Origin of the sequence: Sphingomonas cannabina (assembly GCF_021391395.1) — a bacterium.
GTDB classification, from domain to species: Bacteria; Pseudomonadota; Alphaproteobacteria; order Sphingomonadales; family Sphingomonadaceae; genus Sphingomonas; species Sphingomonas cannabina.
This window is the reverse complement of sequence record NZ_CP090059.1, coordinates 3,028,498-3,049,564: the sequence shown is the minus strand read 5'-3', so window position 1 is coordinate 3,049,564 and position 21,067 is coordinate 3,028,498. Positions and strand designations below refer to the sequence as shown.

Genomic DNA, 21,067 nt, shown 5'->3' with positions numbered 1-21,067 from the left:
GCACATGCAACATGCACAATGCGCAATCACGATTGCACGGGAAGGACGAGGAGATGAGCGAACCGATGACCGGCGGCTGCCAATGCGGCGCCAAGCGCTATCGCGTGACGATCGCGGACGACGAGGCCTATCTCTGCCATTGCCGGATGTGCCAGCGGGCAACCGGCGGCGTATCGATCGCGTTCAAGAACGTGATGAAGGCGGACGTGGAATGGACGACCGAGGAGCCGGACCGCTACGCCTCCTCATCCTTCGCCAGGCGGGGGTTCTGCGCGCATTGCGGGACGCCGCTCACCTATGAATCGGACGGCCACGACCGCATGGACCTGACCGTCGGCAGCTTCGACGATCCGTCGCGCTTCCGCCCGGTCAGTCATTCGGGCGTCGAGAGCTGGCATCCCCAATGGCTTGACACCAGCCACCTGCCGACCTCACGGACCGAGGACAACCCGCGCATCGTCGCCCGCTGGATGGAAAGCCTTGGCCGAGTCCCCTGAATATTTCGAGAGCTTCGACGGCGTCCGCCTCGCCTGGCGGGAGATGGGAGAGGGACGGCCGGTGGTGATGATCCACGGCTATTTCTCGAATGCCCATACCAACTGGATCCGCTACAGCCATGCCGCGGCGGTGGCGGCCGAGGGCTTCCGCGTGATCATGCCGGACCTGCGCGCGCACGGCGACAGCGACAAGCCGCACGATCCAGCCGCCTATCCGCCCGACGTGCTGATGCGGGACGGCTTCGCGCTGCTCGAGCATCTGGGGCTGAGCGATTACGACTTGGTCGGCTATTCGCTGGGCGGGCGGACGAGCGTGCGGATGCTGGTGGGCGGCGCGCGGCCGCGGCGGGTGGTGCTGTCGGGCATGGGGTTCCAGGGGATCGTCCACACCGAAGGGCGGGGCGGCTATTTCCGCCGGGTCCTCACCAACCTCGGCAGCTTCGAGCGCGGCACGTCCGAATGGATGACCGAAGCGTTCCTCAAGACAACCAAGGGCGATCCCGAGGCGCTGTTGCTGATTCTCAATACCTTCGTTGACACGAGCGAGGCAGAGCTGGCGGCGATCGACGTGCCGGCGCTGGTGGTGAACGGGGCGGACGATGACGACAACGGATCGGGCCAGCAGCTCGCCGACACGCTCGCCGACGCGCGCTATGCCGAGGTGCCGGGCAATCACATGAGCGCGGTGACCAAGCCCGAGCTGGGGCAGACGATCGCGGCGTTTCTGGCGGAGGGGAAGTGATGAAGCGAAGGACGATCCTGGCCGCATCGGCCCTTATGGCGGCCATGCCGGCGTCGGCCCAGACGGCGCTGACGACGCTCGCGCCCGGCGAGACGCTGCTCGAGGTCAATGCTGCCGGCGAGGCGAAGGCGACGCCCGACATCGCGGAATTCTCGACGAGCGTGACGAGCGACGGGACGACGGCGCAGGCGGCGCTCGCCGCCAACGCGAAGGTGGCCGAGCGGCTGGTCGGCGCAGTGCGTGAAGCCGGCGTCGCCGATGCCGACGTCCGTACCAGCGATCTGAGCGTCGGACCGCGCTATCGTCCCGACAAGGATGGCGGCGAGACTGACGAGATCATCGGCTATCGGGCGAGCAATCGGCTCTCGATCAGGATTCGCGACATCGGCGCCGCGCCGCGCGTCATCGACGCATTGATGAATGCGGGTGCGACGGGACTCAATGGACCGACCTTCTCCTTCAGCGACGATGCGCCGCTGAAGGCCAAGGCACGGACCGACGCCGTTGCCGCCGCGGAACGGCAGGCGCGGGACTATGCAGCCGCATTGGGGATGAGGATTGCCCGCGTGTTGCGGGTGAGCGAGCGGTCGGCGCGTCACGACGGTGACAACGACATCATCGTGACGGGCTATGCCGCCGGTCGGGCCAAGGCGCCTGTCAAACCCGGCGAGCAATCGGTCGCCGTCACCGTGTGGATCGACTACGCCCTAGCCAAATAGCGCTCGCCGCCACCCTAGGATTTCGGCGCATCCCCTTTTGCCTTGCCGTCCGCTTTCGGCCGGCGCGCGAGGAAGATGCCGGCGACGGTCGCGCCGATCGCCAGGGCGCCGCCGATCAGCGCGCCGAAGAAGGTCTTGTCGCCGACCTTCTCGCGGGTTTCGGTCACCAGCTTGCCGGGGGGCGAGGCGGCGATCGCCTTGCCCGCGTCCGTCGCGGCGGTGGTGACGGTCTTCGCGGCGTCGGAGGCGGCGGCGGTCACCGTCTTGGCGGCGGAGGCGACCGCACCCGGCTTGCGTGCGGCGGAAGCGCTGCGCGTGGTGCCGGTCTCGGTCTTGCGGCTGCGCGTGCGCGGTGCGGCGGCCTTGGTGGCGCGGGGCTTGGGCGCGGGAGTCGGCGTCTCGTCGCTGGCGCCTTCGGGGGATTTGGGCGCGCTCGCCTTCGGCGTCGCCTTGCGCGCGGCCGCCTTGCGGCGCGGCGGGGTGGGGGTGCCGGTCGGCTTCTTCGGCGGAGTGGCCATCGCTATCGCTCCCTGTTGTTCCAACGCCTAACGCCCAACTCCTAGCCGGTTTCCCTCCATCAACGGAAGGGTGGTTCGCTGAATGCCCGGAGCTTGCGGCTGTGGAGCTTGGCGCCCTCGCGGCGGAGCTCCTCGCAGGTCTCGATGCCGATGCGCATATGCTCGTTGATCGCGCGCTCGTAGAAGCGATTGGCCTGGCCCGGCAGCTTGAGCTCGCCGTGGAGCGGCTTGTCCGAGACGCAGAGCAGCGTGCCGTAGGGGACGCGGAAACGATAGCCCTGCGCGGCGATCGTCGCCGATTCCATGTCGATACCGACCGCGCGGGACAGCGAGAAGCGCAGCGCCGAGCGCGAGAAGCGCAGCTCCCAATTGCGGTCGTCGGTGGTGACGATGGTGCCGGTCCTGAGGCGGCGCTTGAGCTCGTCGCCCGACTGGCCGGAGACGGTCTCCGCAGCGCGGGCGAGCGCCTGCTGGATCTCGGCGATGGCGGGAACCGGGATCTCCGGCGGCAGCACGTCGTCGAGGACGTGGTCGTCGCGCAGGTACGCATGGGCGAGGACATAGTCGCCGATCCGCTGGCTAGGGCGCAGGCCGCCGCAGTGGCCGATCATCAGCCACGCCTCCGGCCGCATCACCGCGAGATGGTCGCAGATCGTCTTGGCGTTGGACGGGCCGACGCCGATGTTGACCAGCGTGATGCCGGTGCGGTCGGGCGCGATCAGGTGGTAAGCCGGCATCTGGTGACGCCGCCACGCGCTGTCGCTGACGATGACGTCGACGTCGTCGGGCGACTCGATCACCACCCCGCCGGCGCCGGAAAGGGCGGTGAAGCGGTTGCCGTCGCCGAGCTGCGACGCCGCCCAGCGGACGAATTCGTCGACGTAGCGGTGATAGTTGGTGAACAGGACGTAGCGCTGGACATGCTCGGGCGGGGTGCCGGTGTAGTGGCGCAGGCGCGCGAGGCTGAAGTCGGTGCGCAGGCCGTCGAACAGCGCGAGCGGGCGGGTGTGGTCGACGCTGGCCCACAGGCCGTCGGCGATCTCGTCGCCGATATGGGCGAGCTCGGTCGCGGGGAAATGGCGGGCGAGCTCGGCGGCGGAGACCTCGTCGAGGCTCAGCGCGTGGCCGGGATCGAGGACATAGGGGAAGGGGATCTCCTGCCGGCCCTCGACCGCGCGGACCTCGACGTCGTAGTCTTCGATCAGCAGGGTGAGCTGCTCGGTCAGATAGTCGGCGAACATCGCCGGCTTGGTGACGCTGATGCCGTAGTCGCCGGGATCGACCAGGCGGCCGAAAGAGCGCAGCGGCGTCGGGCGGTCGGCGCCCGGGCGGTAGGTGAGGCGGATCTCGGGATAGGCGAAGCTGCCGTCGAAGCGGCTCGCCGGCGCAGGCGGGGTGCCGTCGGTGAGGTAGCGGTTGAGAGCGGCCTTTAGGCGCTCGATCGAGGCCTGGTAGAGGCGGTCGAGCTCGGCGACGATGTCAGCGGCTTGGGTCATCTTCAGCGGTTAAGCCGTGAAGATGACGCTGGCAAGTCGCCAGTTCCGCTCCCGTTCGCCCTGAGCTTGTCGAAGGGCCGTCCTTCTTGTTCCAGATCACTAAGAAGAAAGGCGACCCTTCGACAAGCTCAGGGCGAACGGGATGAGGTGCGGGACCTTCCTTACTTCTTCCGCGACGCGCTCTTGCTGCTGCCGTTGCTCATCAGCCTCGACGCGCCATAGGCGGCGCCGGCGACCGCGGCGGCAGCCCCTGCGACCGCCGCGGCGGCGGCGACCGGGTGCTCCCGTACCGCGGAGGCAGTGGAGTTGAAGGCGCTGGTCGCGGTCTCCTGCGCCTGCGTGAAGAAGGTCTTGCGCTCGCTCGTGCCCGTCTCCGGGGTGGCGAAATCGGTCTGGGTGGCCATCGTCTCGAATCCCTTTCCTAATGACCGGGATTCAACCCGTTGTACCCGCCGCCGGTTCCGCTCCCGGAACGGTATAGGGGACGTAGCGCGTTTCAGCTGCGCCGAAACGCTTCAACTCAAAGCTGTCCCAGCAGATGCTCGGCCGAACTCACTTCGAACGCGCCCGGCTGCTCGACGTTGAGCTGTTCGACCACGCCGTCGTTGACCAGCATCGAATAGCGCTGGCTGCGCTCGCCCATGCCGAACTTCGAGCCGTCCATGGTGAGCCCGACCTCGCGGGCGAACTCGCCGTTGCCGTCGGCGAGCATCGTCACCTTGCCCGCGGCCTCGTTCGCCTTGCTCCACGCGCCCATCACGAAGGCGTCGTTGACCGAGGTGAAGGCGATCTCGTCGACGCCCTTGGCCTTCAATTCCTCGGCCTTGTCGAGGAAGCCCGGCAGGTGGCGCGCCGAGCAGGTCGGGGTGAAGGCGCCGGGCACCGCGACCAGCGCCACCTTGCGGCCCTTGAAGAATTCGTCGCTGCTGACCGCCTCTGGCCCATTCTCGGTCGCCTTGACAAGCTGCGTGCTGGGCAGGCGGTCGCCAACCTTGATCGTCATTCGCGCTTCCTTTCAGACTTGCCCGTGCCGAAGTGGCCGGTCGACGGGTCAGTTGGACGGATCGTGGGATTTTTCAAGCGTGGTGCGCGGCCGGCGGGCCCTTTATGGTGGGGGGATGGAGTCGACTTCGTTCCTGACCGGTCAGTTCCTGCTGGCGATGCCGGGCATCGGCGATCCGCGCTTCGAGCATGCCGTGATCGCGATGTGCGCGCACGATACCGACGGCGCGCTGGGGATCGGCGTGGGAACGCTGATCGACTCGCTGAGCTTCCATGACGTGCTGCGGCAGCTCGAGATCGATCCCGGGGAGGCCGAGGACCGGCCGGTGCTGCTCGGCGGGCCGGTCGAGCCGCGGCGCGGCTTCGTGCTGCATTCGCGCGACTGGTCGGGCGGAGACACGATCGACGTCGCGGGGCGCTGGGCGCTGTCGGGCACGATCGATGTGCTGCGTGCGATTGCCGAAGGCACCGGGCCGGAGCGCTGGCTGGTCGCGCTCGGCTATGCCGGCTGGGGCGCCGGGCAGCTCGACGGCGAGATGACGCGGCACGGCTGGTTCAACACCGCCGGCGACGAGCGGCTGTTGTTCGACACCGCCGCGCATCATCGCTGGGAAGCGGGATTCGCCGCGGCGGGGATCGATCCGCGGCTGCTGGCGAGCTCGACCGGCACCGCATGAATCCCGCGTAGGAAAGTGCCAAGTTGAGGTTGCTCGACCGGCCGGTGTGGAATGCTCTGACGAGCGGTTGGGCCGCGCTCGCCGAAGGGGATGCGCGGGCATGGCGGCTGAATCGCGATTATGGCGTGTTCGGCGCCGCGGGGGACCGGTCGTCGGAGAGCCTTGCCGCGCTGGCGGCGCTGGTGCCGCCGGACGGCGAGCTGTGGACCGTCGAGAAAGAGCTATGGCCCGCGCCGCCGGGAACGCGGGTGGATCGCTCGGCGGCGTGCGTGCAGATGGTGGCAGAGGCGATCACCCCGGCGCCGCAGCTGCCGTTCGAGGTCGTGCCGCTCGGCGAGGACGATGCGGCGGAGATGTTCGCGCTGGCGATGCTGACCGAGCCCGGACCCTATGTTGCGCACACCAACAGGCTCGGCGCGTTCATTGGGGTGAGGCAGGAGGGGCGATTGGTGGCGATGGCGGGCGAGCGGATGCGGATGCCGGGGCTGGCCGAGGTGAGCGGAGTGTGCACCCACCCCGACTTCCGCGGCCGCGGTTACGCAGGCGCGCTGATGCGGGCAGTTGCCGAGCGGATGCTCGCGCGGGGCGAGACGCCGTTCCTCCATGCTTACGCGTCCAATGCCGGTGCGATCGCGCTGTACGAGAGCCTGGGGTTCCGGGTCGACGGGGAGGTGACGGCGAGCGTGCTGGTGCGGGCGTGAAGCCGGCTACAGGATCGCGCGCAGGGCCAGCGATCCCGCCAGCGCCAGCATCGTCGCGCCGACCAGCGCGTCCAGCACGCGCCAGGCCGCCGGCCGCGCGAACAGCGGTGCCAGCAACCGCGCGCCATAGCCGAGCGCGGCGAACCAGGCGAAGCTGGCGGTAACGGCTCCGGCGACGAACAGCGGGCGCAGATCGGCGGGCTGCGCCGATCCGGCTGCGCCCATCAGCAACACGGTATCGAGATAGACGTGCGGATTGAGGAAGGTGAAGCCGGCGGTGGCGGCGATCGCCCGGCCGAGCGTCAGCCCCCCGCCACCGGCGACGACCATCGCATCGGGCGCCGCCATGCGCCGCAGCGCCTTGACGCCGTACCAGCCGAGGAACGCGGCGCCTGCGAAGGCCAGCGCCTTGGTGAGCTGGGGGATGGCGGCGAGGACGGCGCCGACGCCGCCAACGCCTGCCGCGATCAGCAGCGCGTCGGCGCCGCCGCAGAACAGCACGATCGCGCCGACGTGCTCGCGCTTCAATCCCTGGCGCAGCACGAAGAGATTCTGCGCGCCGATCGCCATGATGAGTGCCGCCGACAGGGCGAAGCCGGTGAGAAAGGGGGAAATGCCGTTTGTCATCCCCGCGAAATGGCACTCGGCCGTGGATTAGGAAAACTTGTTTTCCTAAGGCCAATGAAGCATTGCTTCACACGTGCTCGACTATCCCGCTCTGGCCGCCGTTGCCGCGGTGATCCGCGAGGGCAGCTTCGAGCGTGCGGCCGAGGCGCTCGGCATCACGCCATCGGCGGTCTCGCAGCGCATCCGCGGGTATGAGGAGCGTCTGGGGACGATTCTGATCGTCCGGGGACAGCCGTGCCTGCCCACCGATCTCGGCCGGGCGCTGTGTGCGCATTTCGATAAGGTTCGGCTGCTGGAAGCCGAGCTGACGCCGGTGCTGACCTCGACGGGTGAAGGGGTGGAGGCGCCGCTCACGCTCAGGATCGCGGTGAATGCCGACAGCGTGGCTACCTGGTTTCCTCATGCGGCCGCTGCGTTCGTCCGGGACACGGGCACCTTGCTCGATCTGGTGCTGGAGGACGAGGCGCATACCGCGGATCGCCTCCGGTCCGGCGAGGTGCTGGCGGCCGTGACCGCCGACCCCGAGCCGGTGCCGGGGTGCAGGACGATCGGGCTGGGCGTGCTGCGCTATGTCGCCTGCGCCAGCCCGGATTTCATGGCGAGGTATTTCGAGGACGGCGTGAATGCTCAGACGCTGGCGAAAGCGCCATACCTGCGCTTCGACCGGCGGGACGCACTGCAGGCGCGCTGGGCGAAGGACGCGCACGGCATCGCGCTCAAGGCGCCGAGGCATTGGGTTCCGTCGACCCAAGGTTTTCTGAACCTCGCCCTTGCCGGCCTGGGCTGGGGAATGCAGCCTTTATCCTTGGCCCAGCCGTACATCGCTGCGGGACATCTGGTGGAATTGACACCGGCACTGCCCGTCGAGGTCAAGCTCCATTGGACCGTCGCGCGGCTCCACGCCGCGTCGCTGCGCGCGCTGACCGATGCGGTGCGCGCGGCGGCGGGCGCGAACCTGCAGCCATGAGCCGGCCGTGCCGGATCAGGCCGTCTGCGAGTGCAGTCCGCTCGGCCGGGCGATCTCGCGCAGCACCTCGCCTGCGTGCGTTTCCCCGCCGCTGTCGACCAGATCGGTGATCGAGACCACGCCGACCAGCCGCTTGTTGCGGTCGAGCACGGGCAGGCGGCGGACCTGGATCTCGGCCATATTGTTGAGGACGTCCTCGACGTCGTCGTCCTCGAAGCAATAGAGGATTTCCGGGCTCATCACCTCGCGGACGGTCGCGTTGGGGGCGCGTCCCTGCCCGGCGCCGCGGATCGCGATGTCGCGGTCGGTCACCATCCCGATCAGCCGGTCGTTTTCGCCGACCGGCAGCGCACCGGCATCAATGTCCGCCATCGTGCGCGCGGCCCGCTGGAGCGTCTCGCCGGGGTCGACGATCAGCACCTCGCGCGTCATGCATTCGTTCACCTTCATGATCATCCTCCTCCCGCTGCTGCGGTTCCCTGGAGTGGGCGAACGGCATCGCCGGCTCGGTCGAGCGAATGATGGGCCGGAATGATGGGCCGGGATGATGCCGGTGTCGGTACTACGGTTGCGGCGCACGGCGGTTCCCCCCGGTGTGACGGATCGGTGGCGTATCTGGACCAATCGAGCCTGCTGCCGATCCCCGCCGCTCTTCCGAACATATAAAGATATCTTTATATTTGATTCCAGGCGCCGCTGCGGCTAGGGGCAGCGGCATTCACTCATTCGGAGACTGCCCGTGGCCACCGCTCTCGCCGCCGACACGAACGACTACGTCATCAAGGACATCGCCCTCGCCGATTTCGGCCGCAAGGAGATCGAGATCGCCGAGACCGAGATGCCCGGCCTGATGGCGCTGCGTGCCGAGTACGGCGCGTCCAAGCCGCTCAAGGGCGCGCGCATCACCGGATCGCTGCACATGACGATCCAGACCGCCGTCCTCATCGAGACGCTGACCGCGCTCGGCGCCGACGTGCGCTGGGCGTCATGCAACATCTTCTCGACCCAGGATCACGCCGCCGCCGCCATCGCCGCCTCGGGCGTGCCGGTGTTCGCGGTGAAGGGCGAGACGCTCGAGGAATATTGGGATTACGTCATCCGCATCTTCAATTGGGGGACGGACCAGACCGCCAACATGATCCTCGACGACGGCGGCGACGCCACCATGTTCGCGCTGTGGGGCGCGCGCGTCGAGGCGGGCGAGGCGCTGTTCACCCCGACCAACGAGGAAGAGGAGATCTTCGTCGCGACGCTGAAGCGCTTCCTCGCCGAGCGTCCGGGCTACCTCACCAAGACCGTGCAGGCGATCAAGGGCGTCAGCGAGGAGACCACCACCGGCGTCCATCGCCTCTACGAGCTGGCCAAGAGCGGCAAGCTTCCGTTCCCGGCGATCAACGTCAATGACAGCGTCACCAAGTCGAAGTTCGACAATCTCTACGGCTGCAAGGAATCGCTGGTCGACGCGATCCGCCGCGGCACCGACGTGATGCTGGCAGGCAAGGTCGCCGCGGTCGCCGGCTTCGGCGACGTCGGCAAGGGCTCGGCGGCGTCGCTGCGCAACGGCGGCGCGCGCGTGCTGGTGACCGAGATCGACCCGATCTGCGCGCTGCAGGCGGCGATGGAGGGCTATGAGGTCGTGACGATGGAAGAGGCGGCCAAGCGCGCCGACATCTTCGTCACCGCGACCGGCAACGCCGACGTCATCACGCTCGACCACATGCGCGAGATGAAGAACATGGCGATCGTGTGCAACATCGGCCACTTCGACAGCGAAATCCAGATCGCGGCGCTCAGCAACTACAAGTGGACCGAGATCAAGCCGCAGGTCGACGAGGTCGAGTTCCCCGACGGCAAGAAGATCATCGTGCTGTCGAAGGGCCGCCTGGTGAACCTGGGCAACGCAACGGGGCACCCGAGCTTCGTGATGTCGTCCAGCTTCACCAACCAGGTGCTGGCGCAGATCGAGCTGTGGACCGGCGCCGACAAGTACAAGAACGAGGTCTACGTCCTGCCGAAGCACCTCGACGAGAAGGTGGCGGCGCTGCACCTCGATAAGCTGGGCGTGAAGCTGTCCAAGCTGACCGAGAAGCAGGCGGCCTATATCGGCGTGCCGATCGAGGGGCCGTTCAAGCCGGATCATTACCGTTATTGATCGTAAGCCGGCCGCAAGCCGGCGTTAAGCAGAACACCGCGTCCGGACCCCGTCCGGGCGCGGTGTTGCATTTGTGCGACAGGGCTGTTGCCTCTTTCTTAGCTAGCTTGCGAACGAGGGGCACGACGCGCAGGAACGAGCGTTGAGGGGAGTATCACAGTAACAAGTCCAGGGAGTATCATGTCCAAGACCCTTCGCGCCCGCGGGGCGCTCGCCGCGACCGCATCGCTGCTCGCCGTCATCGCCGCCGTTCCGGCCTTCGGGCAGGATACGCCGCAGGAGCAGACGACCGGTTCAGACCAGAGCGCCGCTCCGGACACGCAGGAGAGCGCGAACGAGCAGGAGATCATCGTCACCGGCTCGCGCATCGCGCGGCCCGAGTTCGATACCGTCCAGCCGACGCTGGTCGTGGGCGCCGCGCAGATCGAAGCCCGCGGTTACACCAACGTCGGTCAGGTGCTGAACGAGCTGCCCGCCTTCGGCCCGCCGGGTAACAGCAATGCCGGCGCTCAGTCGTCGTTCGGGCCTGCGCAGACCTTCGTCGACTTCTTCGGCCTCGGTACCCAGCGTACGCTGGTGCTCGTCAACGGCCGCCGCTTCGTTTCGTCGAACACGGCCAGCATCTTCGGTCCGGTGGACGCGGGAACGCAGGTCGACCTCAACAACATCCCGACGACGCTGATCGATCGTGTCGAGACCGTCGCCGTCGGCGGCGCGCCGATCTATGGCTCCGACGCGATCGCCGGCACCGTGAACGTCATCCTCAAGAAGGATTATCAGGGTCTCGACGTCCAGGGGCAGTACGGCATCTCCGACCGGGGCGACGCGCGGGAGTTCCGGGTCAGCGTCCTCGGCGGCAAGAACTTCGCGGACGGCCGGGGCAACATCGTCGTTTCGGGCGAATACAACAAGTCGAGCGGCTTGGTCGCCAACGACCGATCGGTCACCTCTCAGGGGTATTTCTTCGGCACTCCGCCGGCTTCGGCGAACTCGCCGTTCCAGCGGGTCCTCTATCCGGCGCAGCGCTACAGCGCGTTCACGATCGGTGGCGTTCCGTTCAGCGACGATGACTATCTTGCGTCGCGCTCGGGCATCCGGGATGCCTCCGGCCAGCTGCTGCAGTTCGGCGCGGACGGGCGGCTGGCGCCGCTCGACCTCGGCACCGTCATGCGCCAGGGCTACATCAGCAGCGGCGGCAACGGCTACAACCTGCCGGCCCAGACGAATCTGCTGACGTCCTCGGAACGCTACATGGGAACGGTCCAGGGGCATTTCGACATCACCGATCACGTCCGCGTGTTCGGCGAGGCTTGGTATACGCACAGCAAGGGCGTCAATCTGATCGACCAGCCGAACTACAATACCGCGCTGTTCGACGATGCCGGCACGCCCGACGGCAACCTGATCGTCTCGCTCGACAATCCCTATCTGAACCCGGCCGACCGCGCGATCATCGCGGCGAACCTGCCCGCCGGCCAGGACAGCTTCTACATCGGCCGTGCGCTGAGCGACCTCACCACGGGCCGCTCGCAGGCGACGGTGGAGACCTATCGCTTCGTCGGCGGGCTTTCCGGTGACTTCTCGGTGGGAGGCCGCAGCTTCAACTGGGAGACCTCGGTCACTTATGGCCATTCGAAGACGACGGGCCGCAACTACGAGCTGGACAACCAGAACTTCTTCAACGCGCTCGACGCGGTGACCGACGCCAGCGGCAACATCGTCTGCCGCCCGGGCTACACCAGCTCGACCGCGCCGACGATCAGCAGCACCTGCGCGCCGCTGAACATCTTCGGCGTCGGGCAGGCCAGCCAGGCGGCCGCGGACTATATCTTCGCGATAGCGCGGCCGGTGTCGGTCAACGAGCAGCTGGTGTTCAACGCGAACCTGACGGGTTCGATCTTCACGCTGTTCGGCAACGATGTGAAAATCTCCGCCGGCTATGAGCACCGGCGCGAGGAAACGGACTTCGATCCGGGCGCCTTCTATTATGGCGAGGACAATGGCGACGGGACGCGCACGCAATATGGCCGCAGCATCCCGATCGACCCGATCAAGGGCTCGTATCACACCAACGAGGTGTTCGGTGAGCTGGTGATTCCGTTCGTCACCGAGGACAACGGCTTGAGCTGGCTCAAGACGCTCGAGTTCGACGGTGCCGCGCGTTATGTCGACAACTCGCTGTCGGGCGGGGACCTCACCTGGACGGCGGGCGGCCGTCTCGGCTTCATCCGCGGCGTCACCTTCCGCGGCAACTTCACGCGGTCGATCCGCTCGCCGGCGATCACCGAGGTGTTCAATCCGACGTCACGCGCTTTTGACCTGGGCAGCGACCCCTGCGATACGCGTTACGTCAACAGCGGTCCGAATCCGGCGGTGCGCCAGGCGAACTGCCAGGCAGCGGGAATCAACACCGCGGACTTCACGTCGAACTACAGCGACTTCACCGTTCCGGTCACGGTGTCGGGCAATCCGAACCTCGACAACGAGAAGGCGAACAGCTGGACCGCCGGCGTGATCCTGCAGCCGCGCTTCGTCCCCGGCTTCTCGCTGTCGGCCGACTGGATCGACATCAAGCTGAAGGGGGCGATCACCTCGCTTGGCGGCGACGACATTCTCAACGCCTGCTATGATTCGCCGGGTTATCCGAACAGCTTCTGCGGCCTCGTCGACCGCGATTCCGCCGGGCAGATCACGATGATACGCGAGGGCTATTACAACGCCGCGTCCTACGAGACCGCGGGCCTCAGCGTCGTCGCGGCATACCGGCTTCCGCTCAACCGCGTCGGAATCAACAACGGAGGCGTCGCCGGCCTGTCGATCAACTATTTCTATCGCGACAAGCTGGAGCAGCAGGTCGGAGCCGGTGACATCGACCACCGCGCCGGCGAGATCGGCTATCCCCGCCATGCGGGTACGGCGAACCTCACCTATGACAGCGACAGCTTCAACCTGCTGTTCCAGGCGCAATATGTCGGCAAGGGCCGCTTCGACATCGACGAGGCCGCGAATGCGCGCGACATCATGGGCGTCGGCGATTGGTGGCTGTTCAACGCCACGGTGGGAGCGAAGGTGAACGAGCGCTTCGGGCTGAAGTTCATCGTCGACAATCTGTTCGACACCAAGCCGCCGTTCCCGGCGGCCGCGACCAGCGCGAACGCCCTTAAGACCTATTCCTCGGGCATCATCGGCCGCTATTTCAGGGTGGCTGCGAACGTGAAGTTCTGATTCCGCGCCAGCGGATCGGAAGAGGGGCGGGGCGCCTTGGCGCTCCGCCCTTTTCCTTTGCGGCGAGGAGCGCCTAAGGAAAGGCAGATGAAGGCCAGGCGATGCGGGGCGGGCGAGGGCTCGTGCCTGTCGACATGATCACCATTTCGACCACTGCCGCGATGATCGCCGGTGCAGTGCTGGCGGTGCTCGTCGTCGGGGCCGCAGCAATGCTCTATGTTGGCCTCGCAGGGCGGCGCAGCGGCGTACGCCTGAAGGACGTTGCCCGGCGCGATGCCGCGTTGCTGGCGAGCGGGCCCGCGCAGGCGGCGCTGGTGCGCTCGGATGGACGGATCGAGCTGCCGCAACGGGTCGCCGACTGGCTGGGGCTGGCGACGGAGCCCAGATACCTCACCGATCTCTCGGCGCCCGATACCGGACTCGATCCCGCGGATGCCGAGATACTAGCCGGTGAAGTGACCGCCGCCGCCAAGGCGGGACGGCCGTTCCGCCTTTCCGTTGCGACGCGCGGATCGGCGCGCAAGCTCATCGTCAGCGGTGCGCGCGCACCTGAGGCGGCGCTGGCGCCGGGCGGCGTGGTGCTGTGGTTCTTCGACGCGACCGAGAGCGAGGAGGAGATCGCCCGGCTCGCGCAGGAGAGCGAGCGGCTGCACGCCGCCTTCGACGCGCTGGCCGGTCTGATCGAGGCGGCGCCGATGCCGATGTGGTACCGCGACCGCAACCTGGCGCTCACCATGGTCAACACCGCCTATGTCCGCGCCGTCGAGGGCGAGGACGCGCGCGACGTGATCGACCGCGGGCTCGAGCTGGTCGAGGGCGGCGCGATCGGGGGACCGCTCGCCAATGCCGCTATCGCGCGTGACACCAGGGAGCCGCAGGTGGCGGCGGTGCCGGCGACGATCGGGGGCGCGCGGCGGATGCTGCGCATCCATGACGTGCCGCTGCCTTCGGGCGGCGTGGCGGGCTTCGCGGTCGACATCGAGGAACTTGAGCAGGCGCGGGGCGGGATCAAGCGCTTCGCCGATGCGCAGCGGGCGATGCTCGACCGGCTCTCCGCCGGCGTCGCGCAGTTCGGGCCGGACCGGGGGCTCAGCTTCTGCAATCAGCCGTTTCGCCGCATCTTCGCGATGCGCGAGGAATGGGTGAAGGACCGGCCGGAGTTCGATCGCGTGCTCGAGCGGATGCGCGAGGCGGGGCGGCTGCCCGAGGTGCGCGACTTCCCCGGCTGGAAGGCCGAGCGGCGCGACTGGTTCCTGAGCGCCAACCAGGAGGCGATCGAGGAGCCGTGGCACCTGCCCGGCGGCACGCATCTGCGCGTGGTGGCGCAGCCGCTGCCCGATGGCGGGCTGCTGGTGATCTTCGAGGACCGCACCGAACAGGTCCAGCTCGCCAGCGCGCGCGACACGCTGCTGCGCGTCCGGACCGCGACGTTCGACAATCTGTTCGAGGCGCTGGGGGTGTTCGCCTCGGACGGTCGGCTGCAGATCTGGAACCAGAAGTTCCGCCTGCTGTGGGGCTTCGAGGAGGCATTGCTCAATAAGCATCCTCGCGTCGACGATCTGGCGAAGCGGGCGAGCGAGAAGCTGGAGAATCCGGCCCGCGCGTCGCTGATCGGCGAGCTGGTGCGCTCCGCCACCGCCGAGCGGCAGCAGCGCGGCGGACGGGTGAGCTTCGCCGACGGGCGGCATTTCGAGTTCGCGGCGGTGCCGCTGCCGGACGGCAACGCGCTGCTGACGATGCTCGACATCACCGACAGCCGGCGGATCGAACGGGCGCTCACCGACCGCAACGAAGCGCTGGAGGAGGCCGATCGGGTCAAGACCCAGTTCGTCGCCAACATGAGCTACGAGCTCCGCACGCCGCTCACCTCGATCAAGGGGTTCGCCGAATTGCTCCACGGCGGCTATGCGGGGGAGCTCAGCGAGAACGGCACCGGTTACGTCCAGGCGATCCTCGAATCGGTCGAGCGGCTGTCCGCGCTGGTCGACGACGTGCTCGACCTGACGCAGGACTCGAGGGCAGGCGAACGGGTGACGGTCGACCTGGAGCTGACCGCCAATGCCGCGGCCGAGACCGTGGCGGCGTCGGCGCGGGCGAAGCGGATCGGGCTTGCGCTGGACGTGCTGGGATCGGCGGGCAGCGTCACCGGCGATCCCGAGCGGTTGCGACAGACGATCGAGCATCTGCTGCGCCATGCCATCTCGTGCACGCATGAAGGCGGACGGGTGCTGCTGCATCTCGACGGCGACGAGGTCAAGGCGCGGATCGTGGTGTCCGACGACGGACCGGGCATGGACAAGACGGCGGTGGCGCGGGCGTTCGATCGCTTCGCCCGGCCGGGGATCACGCAGAGCGGCGAGCGGGCGCTGGGGCTGGGGCTGCCGCTCGCTAAGCAGTTCGTCGAGGCGCACGGCGGGACGATCTCGCTGATCAGCGAGCAGGGGGAGGGGACGCTGGTCACCGTGGAGCTGCCGCGGTGAGGGGGTTTGCGATCCTCAGCTCCTCCCCGTGCCGGGGAGGAGCTTTTGATCCTCTCCTCTCCGGAAGCGAGCGAAGCGCTCGGGCGCGCCCTTGCGAGTGTCGCCCGCCCCGGCGACGTGATCGCGCTGTCCGGCCCCCTCGGCGCCGGTAAGACCAGCATCGCGCGCGGGTTGCTTACGGCGCTCGGCCTGGAAGGCGAGGCGCCATCGCCGAGCTTCGCGATCGTGCAGCCCTACGACCCGCCGGAGGTCGCTTTTCCGGTCCTGCATGTCGATCTCTATCGCATCGAGGACCCGGACGAAGCCGATGAACTGGGGCTCGACGATGCCCGCGCGGATTCGCTGCTGATCGTCGAATGGCCGGAGCGGCTGGACGCCGGCGCATGGAGCGACGCCTTATGGCTGACGCTCTCCGTCGCAGCGGACGGCACGCGCGTCTTGACAGCTGAGGTGCCTGCGGCATGGAAGGAGCGATGGCCGCCGCCGACATGAACCCGCCCGCCGCGGCCCCGGATTTCCTCGCGAATGCGGGATGGGGCGACGCCGAACTGTTGCCGCTCGCCGGGGATGCCTCGTTCCGCCGCTATTTCCGTGCGGTAGCCCCCGGGCGCAGCGCCGTGCTGATGGACGCGCCGCCGCCGCACGAGGATCCGCGGCCGTTCATCACCATCGCCGAATGGCTGAGCGAGCGCGGCTTCGCGGCACCGGAGATCTATGCGCGCGACCTCGATCAGGGGCTGGTGCTGCTCGAGGACTTCGGCGACGCGCGGATGCGCGAGACCGCCGATGCCGCGCCGGAGAGCGAGCTCCGGCTCTATGAGCAGGCGGTGGACCTGCTGATCGCATTGGCGGGACATGGCGCGGCGGAGCTGCCGTCATATGACGAGCAGGTCCTGCACCGCGAGACCGGGCTGCTGCCCGAATGGTATTGTCCGGCGGTGGGGATCGAGCCGGACGTGGAGGGTTATCGCGCGGCGTGGAACGAGGTGTTCCACCTGGCGCTCAGCGGTCCGACGGTGACGGTGCTGCGCGACTATCACGCCGAGAACATCATGCTGATCGAGCATGGACCGCGCAAAGGTTTCATGGGGCTGCTCGATTTCCAGGACGCGCTGGCGGGGCATCCCGCCTATGATCTCGTCTCGCTGCTGCAGGATGCGCGGCGCGACGTGCATCCGGCGCTGGAGAAGGCGCTGCTCGACCGCTACCTGCGCACCACCGGGGCGGAACAGGACTTCGTCGACGCCTATCACGTACTCGGCGCGCAGCGGAACGCGAAGATCGTCGGTATCTTCACCCGTCTGTGGCAGCGCGACGGCAAGCCGCGTTATCCCGGCCTGTGCCCGCGCGTGTGGGGGTATCTCAACCGTGACCTCGAACAGCCGGTGCTGGCACCGGTCCGGGCGTGGTTCGACGCGAACATTCCCGCCGAGATGCGGGGCGATCCGATGGTGGTGGGCGGGCATCTATGAGCAAGGGGCGCACGCTGGCGCTGAGACCCGATCCGGGCGGCCATGTGCCGGAAACGGCGATGGTGATGGCGGCGGGGCTCGGCAAGCGGATGCGGCCGCTCACCGCGACGCGGCCCAAGCCGCTAGTCGAAGTGGCGGGCAAGCCCTTGATCGACCATGTCTTCGACCGACTGCGCTCGGCCGGGGTCAGGCGCGCGGTGGTCAATGTCCATTACCTCGCCGATGCGCTGGAGGCGCACCTCAGGGCGCGGGTGAAGGACATCGACGTCGTCATCTCCGACGAGCGCGGGCAATTGCTGGAGACGGGCGGCGGGCTGGTGAAGGCGCGGCCGCTGCTGGGGGACGAGCCGATCCTGGTGATCAACGCCGACAGCCTCTGGATCGACGGGCCGACCGATGCGATCCGCGCGCTCGCTGCCGCGTGGGACGGCGAGCGGATGGACGCGCTGCTGCTGATGGTGCCCTATGCGCGTGCCCACGGCTATCGCGCGCAGGGGGATTTCCACCTCGACGCGCTGGGCCGCATCACCGGGCGGCGCAAGCGCGGGCGGGTGGCGCCGTTCGTCTATGTCGGCGTGCAGATGATCCATCCGCGCATCATCGCCGATGCGCCCGAAGGACCGTTCTCGACCAATCTCTTCTGGCAGCGGGCGATCGAGGCGGGCCGCGCCTGGGGGCTGGTCCACCAGGGCCTGTGGTTCGAGATCGGCGAGCCGGCCGCGATCGGCGAGGCGGAGGCGATCCTGGCCCATGGCTGAGGCGGCTGCCCGGCGCCTCAACCTCTACACCATCCCGCCGCATCGTGCCTTCGCCGATGCCTTGGCGGCCGGGCTGATCCGGCGCTTCGGCGGCGAGCCGACCGGGCTCGCGCGCGGCATCGTGCTGGTGCCGACCAACCGGTCGAAGCGGGCGATCACCGATGCCTTCGTGCGCGCGAGCGGGAGCGGCCTCCTGTTGCCGCGGTTGGTCGCGATCGGCGATCCCGAAATCGACGAGGCGGTGGGGCCATTGTTCGATCCTGCCGATGCCGAGGAGCCGGTGCCGCCCGCGGTGGCGCCGATGGCGCGGCGGATGATCCTGGCGCGGCTGGTGCAGGAGGCCGATCCGGCGATCGACAGCGCCGAGGCGGTGCGGCTGGCGGGCGACCTTGCGCGCACGCTCGACCAGCTGCTGGTGGAAGAGGTGGCGCCCGGGCGGTTGCGCGAGATCAGCCTGTTCGAACCGCTCAGCGCGCATTGGGAGCGAGCGCTGACGACCTTTGCGGTGGTGCTCGACCGCTGGCCGGGGGAGCTGGCCCGGCTGGGGCGGATCGACCTCGCCGATCGGCGGGGGCGGCTGCTCGATCGGGTGGCGAAGGTGTGGCGGGAGCGGCCGCCGGCGGGGTTCGTGTGCGCGGCGGGCGTGACCTCGGCCGCGCCGGCGATCGCGCGCGTGCTGCGCAGCGTCGCGGGACTGGCGCAGGGTATGGTGGTGCTGCCGGGGCTCGACCTGGCGATGGACGAGGAGGGCTGGGAGGCGCTGGGGCCGTTCCCGCCCGATCCGGTCACCGGCCGGCGGCGCCAAGCGGAGGAGACGCACCCGCAATATCACCTCAAGCTGCTGCTCGAGCGGATGGGCGTGCGGCGGGGCGAGTTCCGCACCTGGCAGGCGACGAGCGAAGTCGACGCGCCGCCCGCGCGCAGCCGCGCGATCGCAACCGCGCTGGCGCCGGCGGAGCTGACGCACCGCTGGATCGCCTTGAAGCCGGGGGAGCGCAACCTGGGCGGGGTCAGCGCGCTGGAAGTGGCGACGCCGGCCGAGGAGGCGCAGGCGATCGCGCTCAGGCTGCGCGAGGCGCTGGAGATGCCCGGACGGACGGCGGCGCTGGTGACGCCCGACCGCGCATTGGCGCGGCGGGTGGCGGCGCATTGCGCGCGGTGGAACATCGCGGTCGACGATTCCGCCGGTCAGCCCCTGTCGCAGACGCCGCCGGGAACGCTGCTGCTCGCGATCGCCGAGGCGGGGGCGCAGCGTTTCGCCCCGGTGCCGCTGCTGGCGCTGCTCAAGCATCCGCTGGTCAGGAGCGAAGAGCGCGCGGCCTGGCTGGAAGGGGCGCGGGCGGTCGATCGAGCGCTGCGCGGACCGCGGCCGGCGGCGGGGCTGGATGGGCTCGACCGGCATCTCGGCGAGGCGGGCGGGCTGGCGGCGAGCTGGTGGGCCGAGGTGCGGCCGTTGCTCGACGGGATCGAGACGGCATTCGGCGGCGGGGTGCAGCCGCTGCCGGGGCTGCTCGGGTGCCTGCGCGAGGCGGCGACGGCGCTGGCCGGCGATGCCGCTTGGGCACGCGCCGAGGGCCGGGCGGCGGCGGAGCTGCTCGCGGAGCTGGAGGAGCGTGCGGCGCTCGGACCGCCGCTGGTCGAGCCGGCGACGCTCGCCGCATTGCTGCGCACGCTGATGGACGAGGTGGCGGTACGGCCGCCGCAGGGCGGGCATCCGCGGCTGGCGATCTATGGCCTACTCGAGGCGCGGTTGCAGGCGGCGGACGTGATGATCCTGGGCGGCCTCAACGAAGGGGTGTGGCCGGGGCGGCCGGCGCCCGATCCGTGGCTGGCGCCGCGCATCCGCTCGGAGCTGGGGCTGCCGGGGCTGGAAGCGCGGATCGGCCTCACCGCGCACGACTTCGCGATGGGGCTGGGCGCGCCGGAGGTGTTGCTGACACGCGCGCGGCGCGATGCCAAGTCGCCGACGATCGCCTCGCGCTTCTGGCTGCGGCTCCAGGCGCTGGCGGGCGAGGGATGGGTGGCAGCGGACGCGCTGGCCCGCTGGGCGCGTTCGCTCGACGATCCGGGCATGTTCGCGCCGAGCCCGCGTCCGGAACCGGCGCCGCCGGCGGCGATCCGGCCGAAGCGGATCTCGGTGACCGAGGTCGACCGGCTGAAGGCCGATCCCTTCGCCTTCTACGCACGGCGGATGCTGCGGCTGATGCCGCTGGAGCCGGTCGATGCCGACGCCACCGCCGCCTGGCGCGGGACCGAGGTCCATGCGGTGCTGCGCGTCTGGGCCGAGGAGGACGATTGCGCGCCCGAGAAGCTGCGTCCGCGGGCCGAAGCGATGCTGGCGGGGGCGCATCCGCTGATGCGGGCGCTGTGGGCGCCGCGGCTCTACGAGGCGGTGGACTGGATCGCGAGCCGGATCGCGGCGATGGCCGAGGAGGGGCGGCAAGTGATCGCGGTCGAGCGCCAGGGGGCGATCGATATCGCCGGAGTCGAGCTGCGCGGCACCTTCGACCGGCTCGACCGGATGGCGGACGGGACGCTCGGCATCGTCGACTACAAGACCGGCAAGGCGCCCTCCGTCGCGGCGGTGAAGGCGGGGTTCAGCCTGCAGCTGGGGCTGCTCGGGCTGATCGCGGAAGAGCGCGGGTTCGAGGGGATCGCAGGGCGCGCCGGCTGTTTCGAATATTGGTCGCTGGCGAAGGATCGGGGGGCATTCGGCAAGATCAGCTCGCCGGTCGATCCGACGGGCGCGCGGGACAAGATCCGGACCGACGAGTTCGTCGAGATCGCGCGCGGGCATTTCGTCGAGGCGGCGGGGCGGTGGCTGACCGGGGAGGAGCCGTTCACGGCGAAGCTGCGGCCGGAGTTCGCACCTTTCGCCGACTACGACCAGCTCATGCGGCGGGACGAGTGGTATGGGCGGGAGTGATACCCTTCGTCATGCCGGACTTGTTCCGGCATCCACCGTGCCGCGCTCCCATCGGCGCGTTGGCTTGCTGCGCGGTGGACCCCGGCACAAGGCCGGGGTGACGGTAGG

Annotated in this window: 19 protein-coding genes; 13 read left to right on the top strand and 6 right to left on the bottom strand. The window is 68.9% G+C overall.

The features are described 5' to 3' along the window. The first annotated feature begins 53 nt into the window (after nucleotides 1-53). The 3 genes from LZK98_RS14540 to LZK98_RS14530 are packed head-to-tail and all read left to right on the top strand — an operon-like array spanning nucleotide 54 to nucleotide 1,958. Nucleotides 54-497 carry a GFA family protein gene (locus LZK98_RS14540; RefSeq protein ID WP_233783082.1) on the top strand — a complete coding sequence of 148 codons (444 nt, stop codon included), beginning with the start codon at nucleotides 54-56 and terminating at the stop codon, nucleotides 495-497. 43 nt (nucleotides 498-540) lie between these two features. Further along, a complete protein-coding gene (locus tag LZK98_RS14535; protein WP_233786599.1) occupies nucleotides 541-1,239 on the top strand; it encodes an alpha/beta fold hydrolase in 699 nt (232 codons plus the stop codon). Further along, a complete protein-coding gene (locus LZK98_RS14530) occupies nucleotides 1,239-1,958 on the top strand; it encodes an SIMPL domain-containing protein (RefSeq protein WP_233783081.1) in 720 nt (239 codons plus the stop codon). The genes LZK98_RS14535 and LZK98_RS14530 overlap by 1 nt, the downstream gene beginning before the upstream one ends. A 14-nt stretch (nucleotides 1,959-1,972) precedes the next feature. Here the strand turns inward: LZK98_RS14530 and LZK98_RS14525 are convergent, their stop codons facing one another. From LZK98_RS14525 to LZK98_RS14510, 4 genes are all read right to left on the bottom strand, one after another. After that, complete coding sequence (locus LZK98_RS14525) at nucleotides 1,973-2,476, bottom strand: hypothetical protein (protein WP_233783080.1); 504 nt, start codon at nucleotides 2,474-2,476, stop codon at nucleotides 1,973-1,975. A gap of 59 nt (nucleotides 2,477-2,535) precedes the next feature. Next, nucleotides 2,536-3,972: an AMP nucleosidase gene (locus LZK98_RS14520; RefSeq protein WP_233783079.1), complete on the bottom strand. Its 1,437-nt coding sequence runs from the start codon at nucleotides 3,970-3,972 to the stop codon at nucleotides 2,536-2,538. 161 nt (nucleotides 3,973-4,133) lie between these two features. Beyond that, nucleotides 4,134-4,376: a hypothetical protein gene (locus tag LZK98_RS14515; RefSeq protein ID WP_233783078.1), complete on the bottom strand. Its 243-nt coding sequence runs from the start codon at nucleotides 4,374-4,376 to the stop codon at nucleotides 4,134-4,136. 116 nt (nucleotides 4,377-4,492) lie between these two features. Further along, nucleotides 4,493-4,975 (bottom strand): peroxiredoxin, encoded by a 483-nt coding sequence (locus LZK98_RS14510; protein ID WP_233783077.1) that lies wholly within the window; start codon nucleotides 4,973-4,975, stop codon nucleotides 4,493-4,495. Nucleotides 4,976-5,090: 115 nt separating this feature from the next. Here LZK98_RS14510 and LZK98_RS14505 point away from each other — a divergent pair, with 115 nt between their 5' ends. Together LZK98_RS14505 and LZK98_RS14500 are read left to right on the top strand one after the other, a co-directional pair. Continuing rightward, a complete protein-coding gene (locus LZK98_RS14505) occupies nucleotides 5,091-5,651 on the top strand; it encodes a YqgE/AlgH family protein (RefSeq protein ID WP_233783076.1) in 561 nt (186 codons plus the stop codon). A 23-nt stretch (nucleotides 5,652-5,674) separates the two neighbouring features. Further along, the gene (locus LZK98_RS14500; RefSeq protein ID WP_233783075.1) at nucleotides 5,675-6,352 is read left to right on the top strand and encodes a GNAT family N-acetyltransferase; all 678 of its coding nucleotides are present in this window, start codon (nucleotides 5,675-5,677) and stop codon (nucleotides 6,350-6,352) included. A gap of 6 nt (nucleotides 6,353-6,358) precedes the next feature. Here LZK98_RS14500 and LZK98_RS14495 read toward each other — a convergent pair whose 3' ends face one another. Then, on the bottom strand, nucleotides 6,359-6,979 hold the full coding sequence (locus LZK98_RS14495; protein WP_233783074.1) for a LysE/ArgO family amino acid transporter: 621 nt from the start codon (nucleotides 6,977-6,979) through the stop codon (nucleotides 6,359-6,361). Between the two features lie 73 nt (nucleotides 6,980-7,052). Between LZK98_RS14495 and LZK98_RS14490 the strand changes: the two genes are divergently transcribed. Then, the gene (locus LZK98_RS14490; protein WP_233783073.1) at nucleotides 7,053-7,946 is read left to right on the top strand and encodes a LysR family transcriptional regulator ArgP; all 894 of its coding nucleotides are present in this window, start codon (nucleotides 7,053-7,055) and stop codon (nucleotides 7,944-7,946) included. A gap of 15 nt (nucleotides 7,947-7,961) precedes the next feature. Here the strand turns inward: LZK98_RS14490 and LZK98_RS14485 are convergent, their stop codons facing one another. Further along, complete coding sequence (locus LZK98_RS14485) at nucleotides 7,962-8,396, bottom strand: CBS domain-containing protein (protein WP_233783072.1); 435 nt, start codon at nucleotides 8,394-8,396, stop codon at nucleotides 7,962-7,964. 289 nt (nucleotides 8,397-8,685) lie between these two features. Here LZK98_RS14485 and ahcY point away from each other — a divergent pair, with 289 nt between their 5' ends. From ahcY to addB, 7 genes are all read left to right on the top strand, one after another. Next, complete coding sequence (gene ahcY, locus LZK98_RS14480; RefSeq protein WP_233783071.1) at nucleotides 8,686-10,098, top strand: adenosylhomocysteinase; 1,413 nt, start codon at nucleotides 8,686-8,688, stop codon at nucleotides 10,096-10,098. Between the two features lie 180 nt (nucleotides 10,099-10,278). Next, nucleotides 10,279-13,323, top strand: coding sequence for a TonB-dependent receptor domain-containing protein (locus tag LZK98_RS14475; RefSeq protein WP_233783070.1), 3,045 nt, complete (start codon nucleotides 10,279-10,281; stop codon nucleotides 13,321-13,323). 134 nt (nucleotides 13,324-13,457) lie between these two features. After that, on the top strand, nucleotides 13,458-15,803 hold the full coding sequence (locus tag LZK98_RS14470) for a sensor histidine kinase (protein ID WP_233786598.1): 2,346 nt from the start codon (nucleotides 13,458-13,460) through the stop codon (nucleotides 15,801-15,803). 45 nt (nucleotides 15,804-15,848) lie between these two features. After that, on the top strand, nucleotides 15,849-16,295 hold the full coding sequence (tsaE, locus tag LZK98_RS14465; RefSeq protein WP_233783069.1) for a tRNA (adenosine(37)-N6)-threonylcarbamoyltransferase complex ATPase subunit type 1 TsaE: 447 nt from the start codon (nucleotides 15,849-15,851) through the stop codon (nucleotides 16,293-16,295). Further along, nucleotides 16,292-17,275 (top strand): aminoglycoside phosphotransferase family protein, encoded by a 984-nt coding sequence (locus LZK98_RS14460; RefSeq protein WP_233786597.1) that lies wholly within the window; start codon nucleotides 16,292-16,294, stop codon nucleotides 17,273-17,275. The genes tsaE and LZK98_RS14460 overlap by 4 nt, the downstream gene beginning before the upstream one ends. Continuing rightward, entirely contained in the window at nucleotides 17,272-18,033 is a 762-nt protein-coding gene (locus LZK98_RS14455; protein WP_233783068.1) for a nucleotidyltransferase family protein, read from the top strand. Before LZK98_RS14460 ends, LZK98_RS14455 begins: the two co-directional genes overlap by 4 nt. Then, on the top strand, nucleotides 18,026-20,959 hold the full coding sequence (addB, locus tag LZK98_RS14450; protein ID WP_233783067.1) for a double-strand break repair protein AddB: 2,934 nt from the start codon (nucleotides 18,026-18,028) through the stop codon (nucleotides 20,957-20,959). The genes LZK98_RS14455 and addB overlap by 8 nt, the downstream gene beginning before the upstream one ends. Nucleotides 20,960-21,067: the final 108 nt, after the last annotated feature.

Coding starts and splice junctions, on each gene's coding strand:
- LZK98_RS14520 (WP_233783079.1), bottom strand. CDS start 3,972: ATGACCCAAGCCGCTGACATCGTCGCCGAGCTCGACCGCCTCTACCAG.
- LZK98_RS14540 (WP_233783082.1), top strand. CDS start 54: ATGAGCGAACCGATGACCGGCGGCTGCCAATGCGGCGCCAAGCGCTAT.
- addB (WP_233783067.1), top strand. CDS start 18,026: ATGGCTGAGGCGGCTGCCCGGCGCCTCAACCTCTACACCATCCCGCCG.
- LZK98_RS14460 (WP_233786597.1), top strand. CDS start 16,292: ATGAACCCGCCCGCCGCGGCCCCGGATTTCCTCGCGAATGCGGGATGG.
- LZK98_RS14515 (WP_233783078.1), bottom strand. CDS start 4,376: ATGGCCACCCAGACCGATTTCGCCACCCCGGAGACGGGCACGAGCGAG.
- LZK98_RS14530 (WP_233783081.1), top strand. CDS start 1,239: ATGAAGCGAAGGACGATCCTGGCCGCATCGGCCCTTATGGCGGCCATG.
- LZK98_RS14475 (WP_233783070.1), top strand. CDS start 10,279: ATGTCCAAGACCCTTCGCGCCCGCGGGGCGCTCGCCGCGACCGCATCG.
- LZK98_RS14525 (WP_233783080.1), bottom strand. CDS start 2,476: ATGGCCACTCCGCCGAAGAAGCCGACCGGCACCCCCACCCCGCCGCGC.
- LZK98_RS14510 (WP_233783077.1), bottom strand. CDS start 4,975: ATGACGATCAAGGTTGGCGACCGCCTGCCCAGCACGCAGCTTGTCAAG.
- LZK98_RS14485 (WP_233783072.1), bottom strand. CDS start 8,396: ATGAAGGTGAACGAATGCATGACGCGCGAGGTGCTGATCGTCGACCCC.
- LZK98_RS14495 (WP_233783074.1), bottom strand. CDS start 6,979: ATGACAAACGGCATTTCCCCCTTTCTCACCGGCTTCGCCCTGTCGGCG.
- LZK98_RS14535 (WP_233786599.1), top strand. CDS start 541: ATGGGAGAGGGACGGCCGGTGGTGATGATCCACGGCTATTTCTCGAAT.
- LZK98_RS14455 (WP_233783068.1), top strand. CDS start 17,272: ATGAGCAAGGGGCGCACGCTGGCGCTGAGACCCGATCCGGGCGGCCAT.
- LZK98_RS14470 (WP_233786598.1), top strand. CDS start 13,458: ATGATCACCATTTCGACCACTGCCGCGATGATCGCCGGTGCAGTGCTG.
- LZK98_RS14505 (WP_233783076.1), top strand. CDS start 5,091: ATGGAGTCGACTTCGTTCCTGACCGGTCAGTTCCTGCTGGCGATGCCG.